Source organism: Pseudomonas fluorescens (assembly GCF_000967965.1).
GTDB classification, from domain to species: Bacteria; Pseudomonadota; Gammaproteobacteria; order Pseudomonadales; family Pseudomonadaceae; genus Aquipseudomonas; species Aquipseudomonas grandcourensis.
This window is the reverse complement of record NZ_LACC01000026.1, coordinates 97,351-117,346: the sequence shown is the minus strand read 5'-3', so window position 1 is coordinate 117,346 and position 19,996 is coordinate 97,351. Positions and strand designations below refer to the sequence as shown.

General features: G+C 62.9%; 20 protein-coding genes. 10 read left to right on the top strand and 10 right to left on the bottom strand.

Annotated elements, in window-relative coordinates:
• The first annotated feature begins 211 nt into the window (after window positions 1-211).
• Together VC35_RS21660 and VC35_RS21655 are read left to right on the top strand one after the other, a co-directional pair.
• On the top strand, window positions 212-1,018 hold the full coding sequence (locus tag VC35_RS21660) for a lytic transglycosylase domain-containing protein (protein WP_046042484.1): 807 nt from the start codon (window positions 212-214) through the stop codon (window positions 1,016-1,018).
• A gap of 390 nt (window positions 1,019-1,408) precedes the next feature.
• The gene (locus tag VC35_RS21655; protein ID WP_046042568.1) at window positions 1,409-1,759 is read left to right on the top strand and encodes a BON domain-containing protein; all 351 of its coding nucleotides are present in this window, start codon (window positions 1,409-1,411) and stop codon (window positions 1,757-1,759) included.
• 95 nt (window positions 1,760-1,854) lie between these two features.
• Here the strand turns inward: VC35_RS21655 and phnE are convergent, their stop codons facing one another.
• The 6 genes from phnE to VC35_RS21625 form a co-directional block, all read right to left on the bottom strand.
• The gene (phnE, locus tag VC35_RS21650) at window positions 1,855-2,622 is read right to left on the bottom strand and encodes a phosphonate ABC transporter, permease protein PhnE (protein ID WP_046042483.1); all 768 of its coding nucleotides are present in this window, start codon (window positions 2,620-2,622) and stop codon (window positions 1,855-1,857) included.
• Window positions 2,619-3,446, bottom strand: coding sequence for a PhnE/PtxC family ABC transporter permease (locus VC35_RS21645; RefSeq protein ID WP_046042481.1), 828 nt, complete (start codon window positions 3,444-3,446; stop codon window positions 2,619-2,621). Before VC35_RS21645 ends, phnE begins: the two co-directional genes overlap by 4 nt.
• Window positions 3,440-4,237 carry a phosphonate ABC transporter ATP-binding protein gene (locus VC35_RS21640; RefSeq protein WP_046042480.1) on the bottom strand — a complete coding sequence of 266 codons (798 nt, stop codon included), beginning with the start codon at window positions 4,235-4,237 and terminating at the stop codon, window positions 3,440-3,442. The genes VC35_RS21645 and VC35_RS21640 overlap by 7 nt, the downstream gene beginning before the upstream one ends.
• Window positions 4,234-5,085 carry a putative selenate ABC transporter substrate-binding protein gene (locus VC35_RS21635; RefSeq protein WP_046042479.1) on the bottom strand — a complete coding sequence of 284 codons (852 nt, stop codon included), beginning with the start codon at window positions 5,083-5,085 and terminating at the stop codon, window positions 4,234-4,236. The genes VC35_RS21640 and VC35_RS21635 overlap by 4 nt, the downstream gene beginning before the upstream one ends.
• A gap of 311 nt (window positions 5,086-5,396) precedes the next feature.
• The gene (locus tag VC35_RS21630; protein ID WP_046042478.1) at window positions 5,397-6,575 is read right to left on the bottom strand and encodes a trans-sulfuration enzyme family protein; all 1,179 of its coding nucleotides are present in this window, start codon (window positions 6,573-6,575) and stop codon (window positions 5,397-5,399) included.
• Window positions 6,572-7,948 (bottom strand): pyridoxal-phosphate dependent enzyme, encoded by a 1,377-nt coding sequence (locus tag VC35_RS21625; RefSeq protein ID WP_046042477.1) that lies wholly within the window; start codon window positions 7,946-7,948, stop codon window positions 6,572-6,574. Before VC35_RS21625 ends, VC35_RS21630 begins: the two co-directional genes overlap by 4 nt.
• A 276-nt stretch (window positions 7,949-8,224) precedes the next feature.
• On the opposite strand from VC35_RS21625, the gene VC35_RS21620 reads away from it, so the two are divergent.
• From VC35_RS21620 to VC35_RS21595, 7 genes are all read left to right on the top strand, one after another.
• Window positions 8,225-9,586 carry a flavin-containing monooxygenase gene (locus VC35_RS21620; protein ID WP_185754825.1) on the top strand — a complete coding sequence of 454 codons (1,362 nt, stop codon included), beginning with the start codon at window positions 8,225-8,227 and terminating at the stop codon, window positions 9,584-9,586.
• Window positions 9,586-9,996 carry a RidA family protein gene (locus VC35_RS21615; protein ID WP_046042476.1) on the top strand — a complete coding sequence of 137 codons (411 nt, stop codon included), beginning with the start codon at window positions 9,586-9,588 and terminating at the stop codon, window positions 9,994-9,996. Before VC35_RS21620 ends, VC35_RS21615 begins: the two co-directional genes overlap by 1 nt.
• 10 nt (window positions 9,997-10,006) lie before the next feature.
• Window positions 10,007-10,681, top strand: a complete 675-nt coding sequence (locus tag VC35_RS21610; RefSeq protein ID WP_046042474.1) for a DUF1028 domain-containing protein — start codon at window positions 10,007-10,009, stop codon at window positions 10,679-10,681.
• Complete coding sequence (argE, locus tag VC35_RS21605; protein WP_046042473.1) at window positions 10,674-11,843, top strand: acetylornithine deacetylase; 1,170 nt, start codon at window positions 10,674-10,676, stop codon at window positions 11,841-11,843. Before VC35_RS21610 ends, argE begins: the two co-directional genes overlap by 8 nt.
• Window positions 11,844-11,878: 35 nt before the next feature.
• Entirely contained in the window at window positions 11,879-12,919 is a 1,041-nt protein-coding gene (locus tag VC35_RS21600; RefSeq protein WP_046042472.1) for an ABC transporter substrate-binding protein, read from the top strand.
• A 142-nt stretch (window positions 12,920-13,061) separates the two neighbouring features.
• The gene (locus VC35_RS29620) at window positions 13,062-13,202 is read left to right on the top strand and encodes a hypothetical protein (protein WP_185754831.1); all 141 of its coding nucleotides are present in this window, start codon (window positions 13,062-13,064) and stop codon (window positions 13,200-13,202) included.
• A gap of 124 nt (window positions 13,203-13,326) precedes the next feature.
• On the top strand, window positions 13,327-14,367 hold the full coding sequence (locus VC35_RS21595) for a GGDEF domain-containing protein (RefSeq protein ID WP_046042471.1): 1,041 nt from the start codon (window positions 13,327-13,329) through the stop codon (window positions 14,365-14,367).
• 182 nt (window positions 14,368-14,549) lie between these two features.
• Here the strand turns inward: VC35_RS21595 and VC35_RS21590 are convergent, their stop codons facing one another.
• The 4 genes from VC35_RS21590 to VC35_RS21575 form a co-directional block, all read right to left on the bottom strand.
• Window positions 14,550-14,909, bottom strand: a complete 360-nt coding sequence (locus VC35_RS21590) for a cupin domain-containing protein (RefSeq protein WP_046042469.1) — start codon at window positions 14,907-14,909, stop codon at window positions 14,550-14,552.
• Between the two features lie 13 nt (window positions 14,910-14,922).
• Window positions 14,923-16,320, bottom strand: coding sequence for an NAD(P)/FAD-dependent oxidoreductase (locus tag VC35_RS21585; protein ID WP_046042468.1), 1,398 nt, complete (start codon window positions 16,318-16,320; stop codon window positions 14,923-14,925).
• A gap of 70 nt (window positions 16,321-16,390) precedes the next feature.
• Entirely contained in the window at window positions 16,391-17,674 is a 1,284-nt protein-coding gene (locus VC35_RS21580; protein WP_046042467.1) for a nucleotide disphospho-sugar-binding domain-containing protein, read from the bottom strand.
• Window positions 17,675-17,774: 100 nt separating this feature from the next.
• Window positions 17,775-18,707 (bottom strand): GntR family transcriptional regulator, encoded by a 933-nt coding sequence (locus VC35_RS21575; protein ID WP_046042466.1) that lies wholly within the window; start codon window positions 18,705-18,707, stop codon window positions 17,775-17,777.
• 199 nt (window positions 18,708-18,906) lie between these two features.
• Here VC35_RS21575 and VC35_RS21570 point away from each other — a divergent pair, with 199 nt between their 5' ends.
• The gene (locus VC35_RS21570; RefSeq protein ID WP_046042465.1) at window positions 18,907-19,962 is read left to right on the top strand and encodes a polyamine ABC transporter substrate-binding protein; all 1,056 of its coding nucleotides are present in this window, start codon (window positions 18,907-18,909) and stop codon (window positions 19,960-19,962) included.
• Window positions 19,963-19,996: the final 34 nt, after the last annotated feature.

Here is a 19,996-nt window from a genome sequence, read left to right as displayed (position 1 = left end):
TTTGCGTGGGCAGTGCTGGCCTGGGAAAACATCACGCCTGCGCCTCGCCTGGGAACGCCGGCAGTCCGTATGTCAACGCAAGTTCCAAGGCCGGTTACAAGGGGTATAACTATCAGAACAAAAGTCGGGCCACCCAGAATAGGCCCTCCAAAGGCAGCGCCCAGGCCAGGCGCCCCAGGCCTGATCGGCGCCTGCGGCGCGGAGCGATGTGATGAGATCCAGAGCATGGCGATGGGCTCGCAAGAGCCTTCTTGGCTGCATCGAACTGGCCTTGCTGGTCGCTCCTCTGTGCGCCAGCGCCATGTTCAAGTGCCAAGCCAGGGACGGCGCCATCAGCTACACCAGCCAAGCCATCGCCAGCGCCCGCTGCACTCGCCTCAATGGCATGGCGGGCGCCGGTGTCGGTGCCAAGGCAATGGCCCTGCCACGGCTTGTGCGGGACGACGACCCAGACGCGGTGCGTATTCGGGTGTTCACCTTCATCCACAAGGGTATTCGTCAATATGTGAGCCGGCGCCCTATCGGGATCTCCGCGCGGGTCGATGTCCTTGAGCTCTATTACATCAAGGGCTGTTATCTGTGCATGGCGACGAAGGATTTCAAGGTCGCCTCACTGCGCCTGGACACCCAGTCCTATCGACGGGAGATCGAAGCCGCTTCGGGTCATTATGGTGTCGACAGGGCGCTGGTCCGCGCAGTGATACATGCCGAATCGGCGTTTCGCCCCAACGTCATTTCCGAAGCCGGCGCCCAGGGGCTGATGCAGTTGATGCCTGCCACCGCCGAGCGCTTCGCCGTGGACGATCCGTTCGATGCCCAACAGAACATTCGTGGCGGCGTGCGCTACCTGGCCTGGCTGCTCAAGCGCTTCAACGGCAACCAGGTGCTGGCGTTGGCAGGTTACAACGCCGGCGAAGCGTCCGTGGTCGAGTACAACGGGGTGCCTCCCTACGCCGAGACGCAATCCTACGTCACCCTCGTGCAGTCCTTGACCGAACGCTATCGTAACCATCGCTAGTACCGTAGGGCGCATAACCCGGAACAGGTAATACGCCGGCCCCTCCACGGCGGATAGCGCTGGCGCGTTATCCGCCCTGTTTTTCAACAGAATCGGCCGTTTTCTGCCGGTCGAGATCGGCAGCTATGGGTTGATCAGGGCTGATCGCAATAAGGACTGTTTGGAGTGCTCTGTAGGTGTTGCGCCTGGCACTGAGCGACCAAGGCGGACATTCACGGGGACAGCGTTCTGACCGCAGGCAACGGCCGTACTATAATTAATTTCTGTCAATGTTTGCGTGGCGAGCGCTCCAAAACGAATCAGGTATCCATAGCGTTCACCTGACAGGCGGAGGGCGGCACAGCAAATGGGATGGACAGTACGTCTGATTACGCGAGAGAGGGTTCAGCCATGAAAATTCACTCCTTCCAGCATTACTCTCATGGTCTGGAAATGGCCGTTCACGATGCATGGATTACCGCCAGGGTGAAGTCGGCCCTGGCATTTTCCGATCCGACCCTTAGCCTGCATATCAATGTCAAAACCCATGCGGGCATAGTGGGGTTAAGCGGCCGCGTCAACACTCATAGACAGTGTGAACAGGCCATTGGTCTGGCCCGTTCGGTGCATGGTGTCGCCGAAGTCGATGCCAGCGACTTGCAGACCCATGTGTTCACGCCAGGGAGTTTTCCAGAAGCGCCCAACGCCGAAGAGAGCACTGAGCGCCGGCCACAATCGTCAACAAAGATGGACGACAAATGATAATGGCAACTTTGTAGGCGCCGCGCTCCCAGTCGGGAACCGAGGGCGGAGGGAAGCTGAATGCAATCAGGTGAGCAAGTCTATGCAGTTCCCCATCACGCCTTGACCCAACGCTGGCGGCTCCAGCTGCTCAGCCCGTCGACGGCAAACACCAGCAGCAGCATGGCGAGGATCACCGTGCTGGCCTGGGCTTCCTGGAACAGGCTGAGGCTGACATAGAGCATTTGCCCCAAACCGCCGGCTCCGACAAATCCCAGCACGCTGGCCATGCGGATGTTGTTTTCCCAGCGGTACAGGATGTACGCCAACAGCTGCGGAAACAGGTTGGGCAGGGTGCCGTAGCAGAAGGCCCAGACGACGTTGCCGCCCTGCAAGCGGATGGCTTCGGCCGGTTGCGGCGGGGTGTTTTCCAGTGCTTCGGCGAACAATCGACCCAGCACCCCGGTGGTGTGCATGGCCAGTGCCAGGGTCCCGGCGTTGGGGCCGAGTCCGGCTGCCAGCACCATCAGCGCGGCCCACACCAGTTCCGGAATGGCGCGCAGGGCGTTAAGCACCAGTCGCGACGCACTCTGCAGAGGCCAACCGAAACGCCCGGCCGCCGGCAGTGCCAGCACCAGGCCCAATACCGCCGCGAGCAGGGTGCCGAGGGCCGACATGGCCATGGTTTCCACGGCGCCACGGCCGATGGCTTGCAGATGGCCGGTGCTCAGGTCCGGGCTGAGAAAACGCAGCACGTAGGCGCCCATCTGCTTCAGGTTACCGCTGCCGGTCAGTTCGCCGAGGTCGATGCCCAGATAGCGGAACGAAGCGATGACCGCTACGCCAATGCACAGGATCAGCAGCAGGTTGATCAGGCGATTCATGCGAACCTCCAGCGCAACAGGCGGCTGATCTGGTCGGCGAACAGCACCAGGATGAAAAAGGTCAGCAACATGCTCGCCACTTCACCACCGGCGAACATGCGCAACGACAAGTCGATCTGCTGGCCCAGCCCGCCGGCGCCGACGAAGCCCATCACCACCGACGCGCGGATCGCGCATTCCCAGCGGTACACCGTGTACGACAGCAACTCCGCCGCGACATTGGGCAGGATGCCGTAGCAGAACGCCGCCAACCGGCCGCTGCCGGCTTGCAACAGTGAGTGGGCGGGACGCTGGTCGACCGACTCGAAGATTTCCGCGTAGACCTTGCCCAACATGCCGCTGTAGGTGATGGCAATGGCCAGCACCCCGGCCGTAGGGCCAAGGCCGACGGCGCGCACGAACAGCAAGGCCCAGACGATTTCCGGCACACTGCGCAGGAAGATCAGCAGCCCGCGCACCGGCCAGCGCAACAGTCGGCCCAAGGCGCTCGGGCGACCGCTGCGCGAAGCTGCCGACAACGACAGCGCTCGACTGGCCAACAAGCTGGCAGGCACGGCCAACAGCAAGGCCAGGGCCATGCCGGCGGTGGCGATGGCCAGGGTTTGCAGCGTGGCTTGCCACAGCAACTGGATGAACTCTTCGCCATGGGCCGGTGGCCAGAAGGCCGAGACAAACCGGCCCATCTCACTCTGGCTGTCGGCCTTGAGCAGTACACCCAGGTCCAATTCGCTGAAATGAATACCCGGCCACAGCAGAGCAAGTGCCAACAGACTGAGCAGCAGGCGGGGCAGGGTGGCCGGGTCTCGTGTATCGCGCGTCAGCATCGTGGAATCTGCAGGCTCAAGGGCGCCACCGGAACGGGCGGCGATAGCAGTTGCTCGTTGGCGTAGAGCTTGTCGAGCAAATCGTGGTCGACATCGCCGGCGGGAAGGTCGAACAGGACCTGCCCTTCACGCAAACCGATGATGCGTGAAAAGTGTGTCAGGGCCAGTTCCACCGCATGCAGGCTGGCGACCAGCGTCACGTTGTGCTCCCGGGCGTGGCGGCAGAGGATCGACAGGGTGTGCCCGGCCAGTACCGGGTCCATTGCCGACACCGGCTCATCGGCCAGCAGCACTTCGGGCGCCTGGTACAGCACCCGGGCAATGCCCACGCGCTGCAGTTGGCCGCCGGACAATTGCTGGCACTGGGCAAATAGCTTGTCACCCAGGTCCAGCTTGACCAGTGCCGCCCGCGCCCCCGGAACATCCACCGGATGCAGCAGGCTCAGCAGGCTTTTGGCAAAACTCCATTGCCCCAGCTTTCCGGCCAGCACCGCCGTGACCACCCGTTGCCGCGGTGGCAGGGGTGGCGCCTGGTGAACCAGGCCGATGCGCGCCCGCAGCTGCTGACGCCGATGGGCGCCAAGCTGCCAGGCGTGCTCGCCGAGTACCTCGACCGCACCGTCGTCCGGGCGCAGGGCGGTGGCCAGCACGTTGAGCAGGCTCGACTTGCCGGCACCGGACGGGCCGATGATTGCGACCTGCTCACCGGCAGCGATGTGCAGGTCGACCTCATGCAGCGCACGCACGCCGTTGCCGTGAGTCAGGCTGACCCGGTTCAGATGCAGTGTCATTTCAGCAGGTCGGCAGCGCGTGCGGCTTCCTCGATGCCCTTGTAGTTCTCAGGCTTGGTCTCGATGAAGCGACTGGCGGCTTGCAGGTCCAGAATCGCCTTTTGCTCCGGGTTGGCCGGGTCGAGCGCGAGGAAGGCCGCCTTGATTTTGTCAGCCAGGGCCGGGTCGAGGGTGCCGCGCACGGTCCAGTTGTAGTCGAAGTAGGCCGGCGTGGTGGCAAAGACCTTGACCTTGTCGGTATCGACCTTGCCGGCCTTGACCAGTTTTTCCCAGACGCTGGCATTGAGTACGCCGGCGTCGACCTTGCCGGCCTGAACCCAGGCGACGGTGGCGTCGTGGGCGCCGGAGTAACCGACACGGCTGAAATAGGTTTCAGGCTTGATGCCGTCCTTGAGCATGAAGTAACGCGGCATCAAGCTGCCGGACGTGGAAGACACCGAACCGAAGGCAAAGGACTTGCCCTTGAGGTCGGCCAGCGACTTGACGGCCGGGTCGGCGGTGATGAATTTGCTGGTGAACTGCGCATCCTGCTCACGCTGTACCAATGGAATGGCATTGCCGGTTTTCAGCCGCGCCTGCACGAACGTGAAGCCGCCCAGCCAGGCCATATCGATGCGGTCAGTGGCCAGGGCCTCGACCACTGCCGGGTAGTCGGACACCGGCACGAACTCGACCTTCATGCCCAGTTGCTTCTCCAGATATTCGCCCAGGGGCTTGAACTTGCGCTGCAATTCGGTGGGGGCTTCGTCGGGGATGGCGCTGACCTTGAGGGTCTCGGCAGCCTGTGCCAGCAGGGTGGAAAAGGATAGGGTCAGGCCGACGGCCAATGCCAGGGTACGTTTGAGCATGGAAGTTCTCCGGTTCAATAGCGGAAAAATGTCGATGCGCCCCGCACAAGCTGATTGCTGCACGACGCTTCGTGAGGGTAGACGAAAACGCCGCGATTATAGGGACTCTTGCGGGCTTGACCAGCGTTGAAGCAGGGGAGAGGGCCAAAACGGAACTGTAGGAGCGAGCCTGCTCGCGATTGCGGAGTGTCAGCCAGCATCAATATCGACTGATCCGCCGCCATCGCGAGCAGGCTCGCTCCTACAGTGGATTTCTGGTGAACACAAAATTTGTGTATGACAGAAATTCAAAAGTGTGGGAGCGAGCTTGCTTACATCCGCGCCAACGCCTGCGCCAGATCCGCCCGCAAATCCTCCACATCCTCGACCCCCACCGACAACCGCACCAACCCGTCGCCGATCCCCAGTTCTGCGCGGGTATCGGGTGGAATGGTGGCGTGGGTCATGATCGCCGGGTGTTCGATCAGGCTTTCCACACCGCCGAGGCTCTCGGCCAGGGCGAAGATCTGCACGTTCTCGAGGAAGCGTTTGGTGCCGGCCAGGTCGCTGTTGAGGTCAAGGGAAATCATCCCGCCGAAACCGCGCATTTGCCGTTTGGCCAGTTCATGTTGCGGGTGCGACGGCAGGCCGGGGTAGTAGACCCGTGCGACTTGCGGTTGGCGCTCCAGCCACTGCGCCAGGTCCAGTGCGTTACTGCAATGCCGTTCCATGCGCAGGGCCAGGGTCTTCACCCCGCGCAGGGTGAGGAAGGCATCGAACGGGCCGGCGATGGCGCCGACGGCGTTTTGCAGGAAGCCCAGGCGTTCGGCCAGTTCGGCGTTCTGCCCGACCACGGCGATGCCGCCGATCACGTCGGAGTGACCGTTGAGGTACTTGGTGGTCGAGTGCAGCACGATGTCGAAACCCAGCTCCAGCGGGCGCTGGATCCACGGGCTGGCGAAGGTGTTGTCGGCCACGCAGATGATGCCGCGCGCGCGGCAGGTGCGGGCGATGGCGGCAAGGTCGGTGAGGCGCAGCAGCGGATTGCTCGGGGTCTCGACCATGACCATGCGTGTGTCGTCTTGCAGGGAGGCCTCGAACGCCGCCAGGTCGGTCAGGTCGACGAAGCTGAAACGGTGCCCGGCGCTGCGCTGGCGCACCTTGTCGAACAGGCGGAAGGTGCCGCCGTACAGATCGTTGCCAGAGACGATGTGCGAGCCGGCGTCGAGCAGTTCCAGTACCGTGGAAATGGTCGCCAACCCCGAGGCGAAGGCAAAGCCCCGAGTGCCGCCTTCGAGGTCGGCCACGCAGCGCTCCAGCGCCCAGCGCGTCGGGTTGTGCGAACGCCCGTAGTCCAGGCCCTTGTGCACCCCAGGGCTCTGTTGCAGGTAGGTGGAGTTGGCGTAGATCGGCGGCATCAGCGCCCCGGTGGATGGGTCCGGCACTTGCCCGGCGTGGATCACCCGGGTGGCGAAGCCCTGTGGCGGGGCGTTTTTGTCCTGTTGACTCATGGCAGGGATCTCCGCAAATGGTTGAGCATGTCGGTTCGGGTAATCAGGCCGTGGAAGCCCGAGGCATCCTGGATGATCGCCACCAGTCCACGGCCCAGCTCTGCCTCCAGATCCGCCAGAGAGGCGCCGGGGGACAGGGTTTGCAGTTTGTCGGTCATGGCGCTGGATACAGCCTTGCGAAAGTGCGCAACGTCTTCATGCACGCCCAGCAGGATGTCGGATTCATCGATGACGCCGACCAGTTGTTTGCCGTTCACCAGCACCGGTAGCTGCGAGACATCCGCCAGGCGCATGCGCTGAAACGCCGTCAGTAGCGTGTCATCCGGGCCGACGCTGATCACCCGGCCATCCTCGAAACGCCGCGCGATCAGGTCGCGCAGGTCGCCGTAGTGCTTGCGTTGCAGCAGGCCCTGATCGTTCATCCACTGGTCGTTGTAGACCTTCGACAGGTAACGCGTACCGGTGTCGCAGACGAAGCTCACCACCCGTTTCGGCTGGGTCTGTTCGCGGCAGTAACGCAACGCCGCCGCCAGCAAGGTGCCGGTGGATGAGCCGCCGAGAATGCCTTCGGCGCGCAGCAGTTGGCGGGCGTGATCAAAGCTTTCTTCGTCGCTGATCGAATAGGCGTGGCGCACGCTGGACAGGTCGGCAATCGACGGAATGAAGTCTTCGCCAATGCCTTCCACCGCCCAGGAACCGGGGGTGGGGAGGGTGCCGCCGCGGCTGTACTCGGCCATTACCGAACCGACCGGGTCGGCCAGGACCATTTCCAGGTCCGGCTGCACCCGTTTGAAGAAACGGGTCAGCCCGGTGAGGGTGCCGGCCGAACCGACGCCGACGACGATGGCGTCCACATCATGCTGGGTTTGCGCCCAGATCTCCGGCGCGGTGCTGCATTCGTGGGCCAGCGGGTTGGCGGGGTTGTTGAACTGGTCGGCGAAGAACGCGTCGGGAATTTCCGCCGCCAGCCGCGCGGCGACGTCCTGGTAGTACTCGGGATGGCCCTTGCCGACGTCGGAGCGGGTGATGTGCACCTCGGCGCCCATGGCCTTGAGGTGCAGGACCTTCTCGGTGGACATCTTGTCCGGCACCACCAGCACCACGCGGTAGCCCTTGGCGCGGCCGACCAGGGCCAGGCCGAGGCCGGTATTGCCAGCGGTAGCTTCGACGATGGTGCCGCCGGGCCTGAGGCGACCATCGCGTTCGGCAGTGTCGATCATCGCCAGACCGATACGGTCCTTGATCGAACCGCCGGGGTTCTGGGATTCGAGTTTGAGAAACAGCGTACACGGACCGGTATCGAATCGGCTGACGCGCACCAAAGGCGTGTTGCCGATCAGTTCGAGCACGGCGGGGCGAGAGTTGTCAGGCATGTCGTCACTTTCTTGCGCTATTCGCACTGGGTGGACATCGGCCGGCGCTGTGCCATCAGGCGTCAATCGCCGACATTGCATCGCTAGGACCATAGGCCGGGATCGGGCCTCCCGCAACCTTCCACAGCCGACCGGTCGGCTCGACGCTTTTTCCTCGCCAGCAACCACAAAAAACATAATTTCGCTATTTCCCGGCTCCGAACAGAATGCGGCCAACACCCTGACACCGATAGCCGCAGCAGAAGAACAACAGTGATCAGAATCGAGGCGGCAGCCATGACCGACCTGAATCAAACCACCTTTCAGAAGTGCACAGCCATGACAGTTGATAAAACCGCAATTGATACGCTTGTTGTTGGCGCCGGCCAGGCCGGCGTGGCCATGAGTGAACACCTGAGCAAGCTCGGTGTGCCTCACCTCGTTGTGGAGCGCAATCGTATCGCCGAAGCCTGGCGCACCGGTCGCTGGGATTCGCTGGTAGCCAACGGCCCGGCCTGGCACGACCGTTTCCCGGGGCTGGAATTCGACGGTCTGGACCCGGATGCCTTCGCCGGGAAAGAGCAGGTGGCTCAGTACTTCGAAGCCTATGCCAAGAAGTTCAACGCGCCGATCCGTACCGGCGTGGACGTGAAGAAAGTCGAACGTAACATCGACCGTCCCGGTTTCACCGTTGAAACCTCTGATGGCGTGATCGAGGCCCGGCATGTGGTGGTCGCCACCGGCCCGTTCCAGCGTCCGGCCATTCCGCCGATTGCTCCCGAAATCGCCGGCATCACCCAGATTCACTCCGCCCAATACTACAACCCGCAGCAACTGGCCGAAGGTGCGGTGCTGGTGGTGGGCGCAGGTTCCTCGGGCGTGCAGATCGCCGATGAACTGCAACGTTCCGGCAAGCAGGTCTACCTGTCGGTGGGCGCCCACGATCGTCCGCCGCGTGCCTATCGCAACCGTGATTTCTGTTGGTGGCTGGGGGTGCTCGGCGAGTGGGATGCCGAAGCCATGCAACCGGGCAAGGAACACGTGACCATCGCCGTGAGCGGTGCCCGTGGCGGCCACACCGTGGACTTCCGCCGGCTGGCTCACCAGGGCATGACCCTGGTCGGCCTGACCCAGACGTTCAACGGCGCTGTGGTGAGCTTCGAAAACAACCTCGCCGACAACATTAAACGTGGCGATGAAAACTACCTGGCGCTGCTCGACAAGGCCGACGCCTACATCGAACGCAACGGCCTGGACCTGCCGCTGGAACCCGAAGCCCGGGCCATGCTGGCGGACCCCGACTGCGTGACCCATCCAATCCTGGAACTGGACCTGGTCGAGGCCGGCGTCACCACGATCATCTGGGCCACCGGTTACTCCACCGATTACAGCTGGCTGAAGGTCGATGCCTTCAAGGAAAACGGCAAGCCACAGCACCAACGCGGCGTGTCGGCCGAGCCGGGGGTGTATTTCGTCGGGTTGCCTTGGCAGTCCCGCCGCGGCTCCGCGTTTATCTGGGGCGTTTGGCACGACGCCAAGCACATCGCCGATCACATCGTTAAACAGCACACCTATCTCAACTATCGGGATGCGACCCAGCGTCAAGCCGAAGCCGCCCGTGCACCTATTCAGAAAGCCAGCCTCATGGGAGTTCGTTAATGCCTACTCATACCCGCATCCGCATGTTCAACACCAAAGACACCTACCCGAACCAGACGCTGGACAACGATTTGTGCCAGGCCGTGCGCGCCGGCAACACCGTGTATGTGCGTGGTCAGGTCGGCACCGATTTCAACGGCCAACTGGTGGGCCTCGGCGATCCGCGTGCCCAGGCCGAGCAGGCCATGCGCAACGTCAAGCAATTGCTGGAAGAGGCGGGCAGCGACATGAGCCATATCGTCAAGACCACCACCTACTTGATCGACCCGCGCTACCGCGAGCCGGTCTACCAGGAAGTCGGCAAGTGGCTCAAGGGTGTGTTCCCGATTTCCACCGGCCTGGTGGTCAGTGCCCTCGGCCAGCCGCAGTGGCTGATGGAAATCGACGTGATCGCTGTCATCCCTGAATAAGGAATTCGCCATGACTTTTTCCATCGTGGGTCGCTGCGCCGAGACCGGCCAGCTGGGCATTGCCATCAGCTCTTCGAGCATTGCCGTCGGCGCGCGCTGCCCGTGGCTGCGTGCCGGTGTCGGTGCGGTGTCGAGCCAGAACATCACGCTGCCGGCCCTCGGTCCGCAGATCCTCGATGAACTGGCAGGCGGCTCGGCGCCGCCCCAGGCGCTGGACCACTCATTGACCCGCAACGGCTACAGCCAGTATCGGCAGGTGGCGGTGGTCGATGCCCATGGGCGCACGGCGGTGTTCAGCGGCAACCATGCCCTGGGCATCAATAATGCGGTGGCCGGTGACCAATGCGTGGCGGCCGGTAACCTGCTGGCCAACAGTGGGGTGATCGAGGCCATGGTCGCAGAGTTCGAAAACAGCGAAGGCTGCCTCGCCACCCGGCTGATGAACGCGTTGCAGGCCGGGCAGGATGCCGGTGGCGAAGCCGGCGCGGTGCACTCGGCGGCGCTGTCGGTGGTGGGTGACCTGACCTGGCCGATGGTCGACCTGCGGGTGGATTGGGCCGATGAAAACCCGATCGGCGAGCTGGGCAAACTGTGGACGGCCTACGAGCCGCAACTTCAGGATTATCTGACCCGTGCCCTCAATCCGACCCTGGCCCCCGCCTATGGAGTGCCCGGCGATGAGTGAGTTGCGCAGCCGCGCCATGCTCGCGCGATTGATCGGGTTCGCCACGGTCAGCCGCGATTCGAACCTGGAGCTGATCGAGTTCGTGCGTGACTATCTGCACGAACTGGGCGTGGATTGCGAACTGATCTACAACGCCGAGCGAACCAAGGCCAATCTGTTGGCCACGGTCGGCCCGCGTGTGGCCGGCGGCATCGTGCTGTCCGGGCACACCGACGTGGTGCCGGTGGACGGCCAGGCCTGGACGGTCGAGCCATTCAGCCTGAGCGAGGCGAATGGCAAGCTTTACGGCCGTGGCACCGCGGACATGAAGGGCTATCTGGCTTCGGTGCTGGCGGCGGTGCCGATGTTTCTCTCCAGCCCTTTGAAGCGCCCGGTGCATTTGGCGTTTTCCTATGACGAAGAGGTCGGCTGCCTTGGTGTGCGCGGTTTGCTGGAAGTGCTGCCCCAGCGCATCCCGGCTCCGGCCTTGTGCCTGATTGGCGAGCCGACCGAACTCAAGCCGGTGCTCGGCCACAAAGGCAAGCTCGCGATGCGTTGCCACGTGCGCGGTGCCGCTTGCCATTCGGCCTACGCGCCTTACGGGGTCAATGCCATCGAGCAGGCCGCGCGCCTGATCGGTCGGTTGGGCGACATCGGCGCCACCCTGGCCCGGCCACAACTGCATGACAAGCGCTTCGATCCGGCGTTCTCGACCGTGCAGGTCGGGGTGATCCAGGGCGGTACGGCGCTGAACATCGTGCCAGCGGACTGCCGTTTCGATTTCGAGATCCGCGCCTTGCCCGACTTCGCCCCGCAAGTGGTCGTCGACGAACTGCAGGACTACGCCGAGCAGACGCTGCTGCCGGCCATGCAGGCCGTGGACACCGATACCGCTATCCGCTTTGAAAAAATTTCCGCCTACCCCGGCCTTGCGACACCCGTCGACAGCGCGGCGGCCCGGCTGATTGCCCAACTGTGCGGCAGCGACGAGTTCAGCACCGTGGCCTTTGGCACCGAAGGCGGGCTGTTCGATCAGGCCGGCATTCCTTCGGTGGTCTGCGGTCCCGGCAGCATGGACCAGGGGCACAAGCCCGATGAATTTGTCAGCGTTGTCCAGATGGCGGCCTGTGACCGCTTGATGGATCGCCTGGCGGCGTACTTGAGTGAATCCGAACACCCATAACAACAACGGGCCGACAAGCCCCGAGGAAGCGATCCATGTCCAGATCCTTGCGTTGCAGTGTTCCGTTTGCCCTGGCGTTGCTGAGTGCCAGTGTGTGGGCGGCCCCCCAGGACCTCACCGTGATTTCCTTCGGTGGTGCTACCAAACAGGCCCAGGATAAGGCCTATTTTCAGCCCTTCAACGCCAGTGGCGCGGGCAACATCATCGCCGGTGAGTACAACGGCGAGCTGTCGAAGATCAAGGCCATGGTCTCCGCCGGTCACACCAGTTGGGACGTGGTAGAAGTCGAAAGCCCCGAGCTGCTGCGCGGCTGCGAGGAGGGGCTGTTCGAGAAGCTCGATCAAGGACGTTTCGGTGACTCGGCGAACTTTGTGCCGGGTGCGCTGACCGAGTGCGGGGTGGCCACTTACGTCTGGTCGATGGTCATGGCCTACGACCAGAGCAAGCAGGCCAAGGCGCCGCAGTCCTGGGCGGACTTCTGGAACGTCGCCGACTTCCCGGGCAAGCGCGGCCTGCGCAAGAGCGCCAAGTACACCCTGGAAATCGCCTTGCTGGCCGACGGCGTCAAGGCGGACGACGTGTACAAGGTCCTGAACACCCCGCAAGGCGTGACGCGGGCCTTTGCCAAGCTCGACCAGATCAAGCCGAACATCCAGTGGTGGGAGGCGGGCGCGCAACCGGCGCAATGGCTGGTGGCCGGGGACGTGGTGATGAGCGCCGCCTACAACGGCCGGATCGCTTCGGCGCAGAAGGAAGGCATGAAGCTGAGCATCGTCTGGCCGCAGAGCCTGTACGACCCGGAATACTGGGCGGTGGTCAAAGGCACGCCGAACAAGGCATTGGCGGAAAACTTCATCGCATTTGCCAGCCAGCCACAGACGCAAAAAGTCTTCTCTGAAACCATCCCCTACGGGCCGGTGCATCGCCAGACCCTGCCATTGCTGCCCAAGGACGTGCAGGAGCAACTGCCAACCGCCGAGGCCAACCTGGCCGGCGCCCGGGCCGTGGACGCGGAGTTCTGGGTCGACCATGGCGAGGAGCTTGAACAGCGCTTCAATGCCTGGGCTGCGCGCTGATACAGGCACCGCATAACCTCTGTGGGAGCGGGCTTGCTCGCGAAAGCGGTATGTCAGTCACATCGATGTTGGATGTGCCGCCGTCTTCGCGAGCAAGCCCGCTCCCACAAAAAAGCCTGGTGAAAAACCTCGGGTTCAAGCTTTGCCGCCTGCGCGCAGTGGTGATGGTAGTCAGTTAATCGGCCTGATCGTCACCACACCGCTGTACTACTGGCTGGCCAACCGCGATACGGCCTATCGCCGGCGCCTGAACGCGGCCGGTCTGATGCCGACCAACAGTTGATCGGGCCCGTGGCACAGGCGTACCGGGTTGAAATGATTGTGTAATTCGGGATGGTCGTTTGCCGGGCGTATCGCTATGCTCAGCGAGTTTGCCAAACGCCAATGATAACAATCACAGTGAAACCATGAGCCAATCAGACACGCGTGCGACTGTTCTAGCGCAGTATCCGGAAGACTCCCGCGAGGCCGCGGCATTGCTCAAGCAGGCAGTGCCGCTGATGGTTCGTCACAACATTCCGCCCAACCCGGTGCACTACGCGCTCTGGTACACCTACAGCAAGGGTCAGGAGCCGGAGCTCAACCGGCACCTGGACCGGGTGGTCAACGACTTCGACTATTTTCCGCCGGAGTCGGCCACCAAACTGTTTCGCGAGTACATCATCCGCGATGAACTGGCGGACGCCCGCTCCGGGCAGCAGGATGCAATCAACCTGGTCGACGACATGGAGCGCGATGTTTCGCGCAGCGTGAAAGGCAACCAGAACTTCCAGGCCAGCCTCGGCCAATACCTGCAAATGCTCGAAGAACCCGCCAACGAGCGCTTGCCGAGCATCCTGATCCAGCTGCAACAGAGCACCCGGCTGATGCAGGGGCAGCAGGAGCATTTCCTCGCCCAGTTGCAGTCGGCGCAGCATGAAATCAAAAGCCTGCGGGACAAGCTGGAACGCGCCCAATTGGCCGCGACCCTCGATGGCCTGACCGAATTGCTCAACCGCACCACCTTCAACCGCCAGCTTGAACAGGCCATGGGCAACATGGCGACGGGCGTGGCGCTGGTGATGCTGGATATCGACCACTTCAAGCAATTCAACGACCAGTACGGCCATCCCTTGGGCGACCGCGTGCTTCAGCATGTCGCCCGGGTGTTACGCGATTCTCTGCCCGAAGAAGCGTTCGCGGCGCGTTATGGCGGTGAGGAGTTCTGCGTGGTGCTCAAGGATTGCCCGGACCTGGCCGCCGCGGGCGCTTTTGCCGAGCGCCTGCGCTTGAAAATCCAGTCGCTGCGGGTCAAGGCCCGGGGCACCGACACGGTGCTGGACACCATCACCGCGTCGTTCGGCGTGGCCCATGCGCAAACTGGCGACACACCGGAAAGCCTGTTGACCCGCGCCGACGACGCGCTGTACCAGGCCAAGCGCAACGGACGCAATCAGGTACGGCAGTAACCACTTAAAGGACGAACCCCCAGCACCTGTGGCGAGGGAGCTTGCTCCCGCTGGGCTGCGCAGCGGCCCCAAAACCTGATCAATCAGGTAGCACCGAGCAAACAGGGTTTGCGACTGCTGCGCAGCCGAACGGGAGCAAGCTCCCTCGCCACAGGTTGTTTGTTGCTCATTCCATCCGCCATTTAGCCGAGGATGAAGTAGACCTTGCGCACCTGCGTAAGGTTTTCCCAGGTGCCGGTGAAGCCGCTGGCCACCACGAACGAATCACCGGGGCCGAACGTGCGCGCGACGCCCTCGGCATCGGTCAGGCGCACGCTGCCTTCCAGAATGTGACACAGCTCGTCGTAATCGCACTGGCAACGCTCCCGGTGCGGTCCTGCCTCCCAGATGCCGGCCACGGCGTTTTTCCCGGGCTGTACAAAGTGCCGCCAACTCTTGCTGCGACAAGTCGCGTCGACCACGGCCGGGTCGTTGATTTCGGTTTCACGGGGGGCAAGGTCGCTGGCGAAGTCGATGACGTGCCGGGGCAGGGCTGTGGACATGGTGGTCTCCGGATCAGGAATCGAAACCGATGCCAAAGGCATCGAAGGTCTTGAGCAGCAGGTCGCGGTGACCGTCGCGGTCTTCGCGCGCCAGTGAACGCTGGGCCAGTTTCACGCCAACATAACGCAAGGGTTCGGGCGGAAAGCGGAACGGAGCCTTGGAGGTCATCAGCAGTTCGGTGCGTTCGGTGCGCTCGCCGGCCAGCAGGTCGAGCATGTTCAGCGCGGCGAAGCGGCTGGCGGACACCCCTTGCCCGGTGAAGCCCAAGGCATAGGCGACGCGGCCCTGGTGCTCGCAACCGGTGAACATCGTGGTGCGCGCGGAGGTGTCGATGATGCCGCCCCAGGCATGGCTGAAACGCACGTCGCCCAGGGCCGGGAAAGTCTGGTGAAACTGTTCGGCCAGGCGCTGGAAGCTTTGCGGGCGCTGGGTCAGGGCTTCGTCGCGGCGACCGCCGAAATGGTAGATGGCATCAAAGCCGGCCCAGAGAATGCGGTTGTCGGCGGTCTTGCGCAGGTAGTGGAACTGGTTGCCGGCGTCGGCGATGCCGTAGCGTCCGGTCCAGCCGATGGCTTGCAGTTGCGCATCGCTCAAGGGTTCGCTGACCAGGCTGTAGTCGTACACCGGGATCACGCTCGATGCCAGATGGCCGAGCAGCGGCGGGGCGATGTTGGTGGCGAGGGCGACTTTTCCAGCGGTCACTTCGCCGCTTTCTGTGCGCAGGTGCAAATTGTCTTTGTCCGCATTCAGTTGCAGCACCGGGCTGTTTTCGAACAGCTGAATGCCTTGCTCAAGGCACACGCGGCGCAGTTCAGCGGCCATTTTTGCCGGGTTGAGCAGGGCGTAATTGGGTTCGAACAGGCCGGCTGCATACGTCGGTGAATCAAGCTTCTGTGCCAGCTCGCTGCCTTCCAGCCACTGGCAGTCGATACCGAATCGCGCATAGTTGCGCTGCATTGAGCGCAGCCCGTCGACCTGCCACGGCTGGCTGGCGACGTTGAGTTTGCCCTGGCGTTCGAACTCGACGTGCATGCCGAAGCGTTGCAGGTCGGCGGCCAGTTCATCGAGGTTCTGCCGGCCCAGGCGGATCAGTTGCTCTGCTTCATCCGGCCAGCGCTTGAGTGCGTTGGACACTCCGTGGGAAATGCTTGGTGCGCAGAAGCCGCCATTGCGTCCACTGGCCTCACCGCCGCAGCGTCGCGCCTCGATGATCGCGATGCTCAACCCGGGGTTGCGCTGGCGCGCCAGTAGCGCCGTCCACAATCCGGTAAAGCCACCGCCGACCACCGCCAGGTCGCACTGCACCGTGCCGGCGACGGAAGGTGCGGCGGGTGGCGGGGTGACGGTGTCCTGCCAGAAGGGATGGGGCAGGACGTGGTCGAGGGAATCGAGACGCGGTGGGGCATTCATGCTGAAACTCCGGCGGTGTGTCGGGCAGCGACGATTGCGTTCGGTTGCCCGACGGTTTTTGTTGTTTTGGCTAGAGGTCTGGAAGCGCCAGGATCGCGCGCGCGGCAATGTCGGTGCCGCGGGTCGCCTGCATGGGCTCACTGAACGATTTGAGGCGTTTTTTCATCGCTTGGTCGGCCAGCAGCTGTTCGAGGGCGGCGGGCAGGGCGGCCAGGGGATCGGCAAAGCGCGGCAGGTAGCGACCGACGCCGACTTCCTCGGCGCGGGCAGCGTTGTCGTGGCCGTCCCAGCAGTACGGAATGATCAGCGACGGCAGGCCGAAATACAGCGCTTCACAGAAGCTGTTGTTGCCACCGTGGTGGATGAACAACTGGCATTCCTTGAGCACCGCCGGCTGGGCAAACCAGCTGTCGAGGTACACGTTGTCCGGCACGGTGGTGTACATGTCGCGGTAGGCGCCGACGTTGACCAGGAAGCGGTACGGCAAGGTTTCGATTGTACTGATCAGGCGCTTCATCATCCCGGTATCGGCGGCACCGAGGCTGCCGAAGCTGAGGTAGATCAGCGGCGCGTCGTTGTGCCGTGGAAAGTCCGGGACGATGTACGGCGCTTCGCGGCGCACGCAACCGTCGAGGTACACGTAGCGTTGCGGGTCCAGCGGTTGCTGGCGCTCATAGCGCACTGGCGTCGGTGACAGCAGCAGGTTCAGCCATGGCGAGTCAGTGAGGAACTGCCCCGCTGGGCACGGCGCGGTGCTGTTGCCGAGGAGGAATTGCGAAAAGCGTTCATGGGCCGGCGCGACGGCCTTGAGGTACTGCTCGGTGTAGCGCTCGCAGGCCTGGGTGTCGCTGGCCAGGCATCCGGACAGGTACGGCGGAACAGCCGCATCCGGCAGTTCGGTTTCGGCGCACGACACCACTCGCACCCAGGGGCAACCGGCGTTGGCGATGGCCGGGAACATCACCACGTTATCGAGCACGATCACATCGGGCTTGAGGCGGCCGAGCAACTGCTGCAAGGGTTTTTCCGCTTCGATGGCGGTGTCGATGATGGCTTCCCAAGCGGGCGCAACGTAGCTGTCGATCTGTGCCAGCGGGGTCTGGTCGAAGTAGGGAATGCTGCGCTCGATGAAGCGCTCCCAGTAGTGCTGGTGTTCCGCTGCCGACAATGGGCTCGCTTGCGGAATCGGGTACTCGTCGAAACCGTATTCGGCGAACAACCCCTGGAAATGCTCATGGCAGATGAACACCGGTTTGGCGCCCATCTCGCGCAGCGACTGAGCGATACCAATGCAGTTCAAGGCCGCGCCGAAACTGGCTTCCGGAAACAGGGCGATCAGTTTTTGTTTTTGCATGGCGAGGGACTGTCCATGGCGGGTCAGACCCGCCGCTCCTGAAGGTGTTTTTGATGCTGTCTTATTTTCAAAAAAAAATCATCATGTTTTTGCGAGGCGGTTAGCGACGCCCGAGCAGATGACTTTGCGGGATGCCACGGTTGGCGGTTTGCGGGCGTTGCGCGGCGCTCAGGCGCAGGTGCAGGCGCAGCAGGTCGGCGGCAATCTCCATCTGCCCGCGTTCGATCTGCGCGATGATCTGCAGGTGTTCGCGCAGGGCTTCCTGCAGGCGGTGCACACTCACCGATGGCAGCAGGTTCGGCAAGCGGCGCAGGCCTTGATGCTTGAGCAGGGCGTCGCTGATGAAGCGGTTGCCGCAGCTCTGGGCCAGCAGTTCGTGGAAACTGATGTCCAGTTCGCGAAACTGTTGGATGTCGAAGTCTTCCACGGGGCGGGCGAGCAGGCTTTGCGTGGCGCTGCGCAGCAACGCAAGGCGTTGTGGGTCGGCGTTGAAGCTCGGGTTGAGCAAGGCTTCGGGTTCGAGAATCAGGCGGAATTTCAGGCTTTCTTCGAGGGCGGCCAGGCTGTTCAGTGACGGACGAAACAGCCAGGACTGGCCGGGGCCGCGCTCGATGGCCTGGTTTTCGCTCAATTGCTGCAGGGCCTTTTGTGCCGCCGGCCGGCCGATGTCGTAGCGGCGCATCAGCTCACTGATGCTGATGCTGTCGCCCAGGCGCCCGGCCATGCGGTCGCGCAGCACCGAGGCGGCCAGTTCTTCTTCCTCGGCCTGGGGCAGCGCGGCGTTGAAGGCTTGGCCCGTCGGCGAGGCCAGCAACCGGTAGCCCTTGCCGGCTTCGTGACTCAGCAGGTTTTCTTCCAGTAGCACTTTCAGCGCGCCGCGAATCAGCGTGCGCGAGACCTGGAAGGTCCGGGCCAGGGCCTGTTCGGCCACCGGGTCGCCGGCCACCAGGCCGCTTTCCTGGGTGTGCTCGAGGATGCGCCGGGCCAGTTCCAGGTGATTGGTGCGCGGTTTTTTTTCGGCTGTCGTGCTCAAGCGTCTTTTCTCGTTGTGATCCGCTGTCGGACTCAGTTGCCCATCTTATGTCATGCGCCGGCGAAGCGTCAGGCTGGAAGAAATGCGTTGACATCTTTTGATACTGGTCCTAATTTCTAAAAAAAAACACCAGCAATCGTTTCTCGTTTTGCCGTACTGCCTTCGAACACAACAATAAACAATCGTCGGGTGAGTATTTATGAGCAAGCTGAATGATCTTCTGTGCGTGGGATTGGCCGTTTCCCTGGCGATCGCTTCACAGGCTGCAAGTGCGAAAGACATGGTGATTTCCATCTGGGACGGCTACATGGCCCCGGATGCGCTGGACAAGTTCAAGGCTGCCAGCGGTGTGGACGTCGACAAGGCGCTGCACGCCACCAACGAAGAAATCATGGGCAAGCTGATGGCGTCCGGTGGTGAGGGGTACGACGTGGTGTTCGTCTCCTCGCCCTTCGCCGAAGTCCTGCACAAACAGGGGCTGCTGGCGGACATCGATCCGGTCAAGGTCCCCAACCTGAAAAACCTCTACCCCGAAGCCACGCACCTGGAATATGACCAGGGCAACCGGTTCTCCGTGCCTTACACCTGGGGCACAACCGGCATCTGCTACCGCTCCGACAAGGTGACGCCGGCGCCACAGAGCTGGAACGAGCTGCTCAATCCGAGCGATGCCCTCAAGGGCAAGGTGACGATGCTCGCCACCGACCGCTGGATGCTCGGCGCCGGTTTCCTCGCCAAGGGCTGGTCGGTCAACGACAGCGACCCCGCGCAAATCGCCGCCGTTCGCGATCAACTGATCGCCACCAAAAAACGCATTCTCTCCTTCGACGACACCACCTTCTATTCCAAGCTGGCCTCCGGCGAATCGTTGATGGCCCACGCCTGGGACGGCTGGTGCAACTACGGCACCCAGGCCAACGCGGCGATCAAGTTCGTGGTGCCCAAGGAAGGTTCCGACCTGTGGGTGGACACCATGGTGGTGCTCAAGAGCTCGAAGCACCAGGACGACGCCTTCAAGTTCATCAACTTCATGCTGGCCAAGGAAAACCACGCCTGGGTCGCTGAAAACATCCTCTACAAAGTCCCCAACCAGGCGGCCATGGCCGGGTTGTCCGCTGACTTGCTCAAGCAATACCCCAACCTGACCATCGCCCCCGCCGAACTGCTGAAAATGGAGCAGTTGCGCGACCTGGGCGGCACCACGCAAAAGGCCTACACCCGCGCCGTCACCGAAATCATGGCAGCGCAGAACTAACGCCACGTCGATCCGAGGCATGCCCGGCATGCCT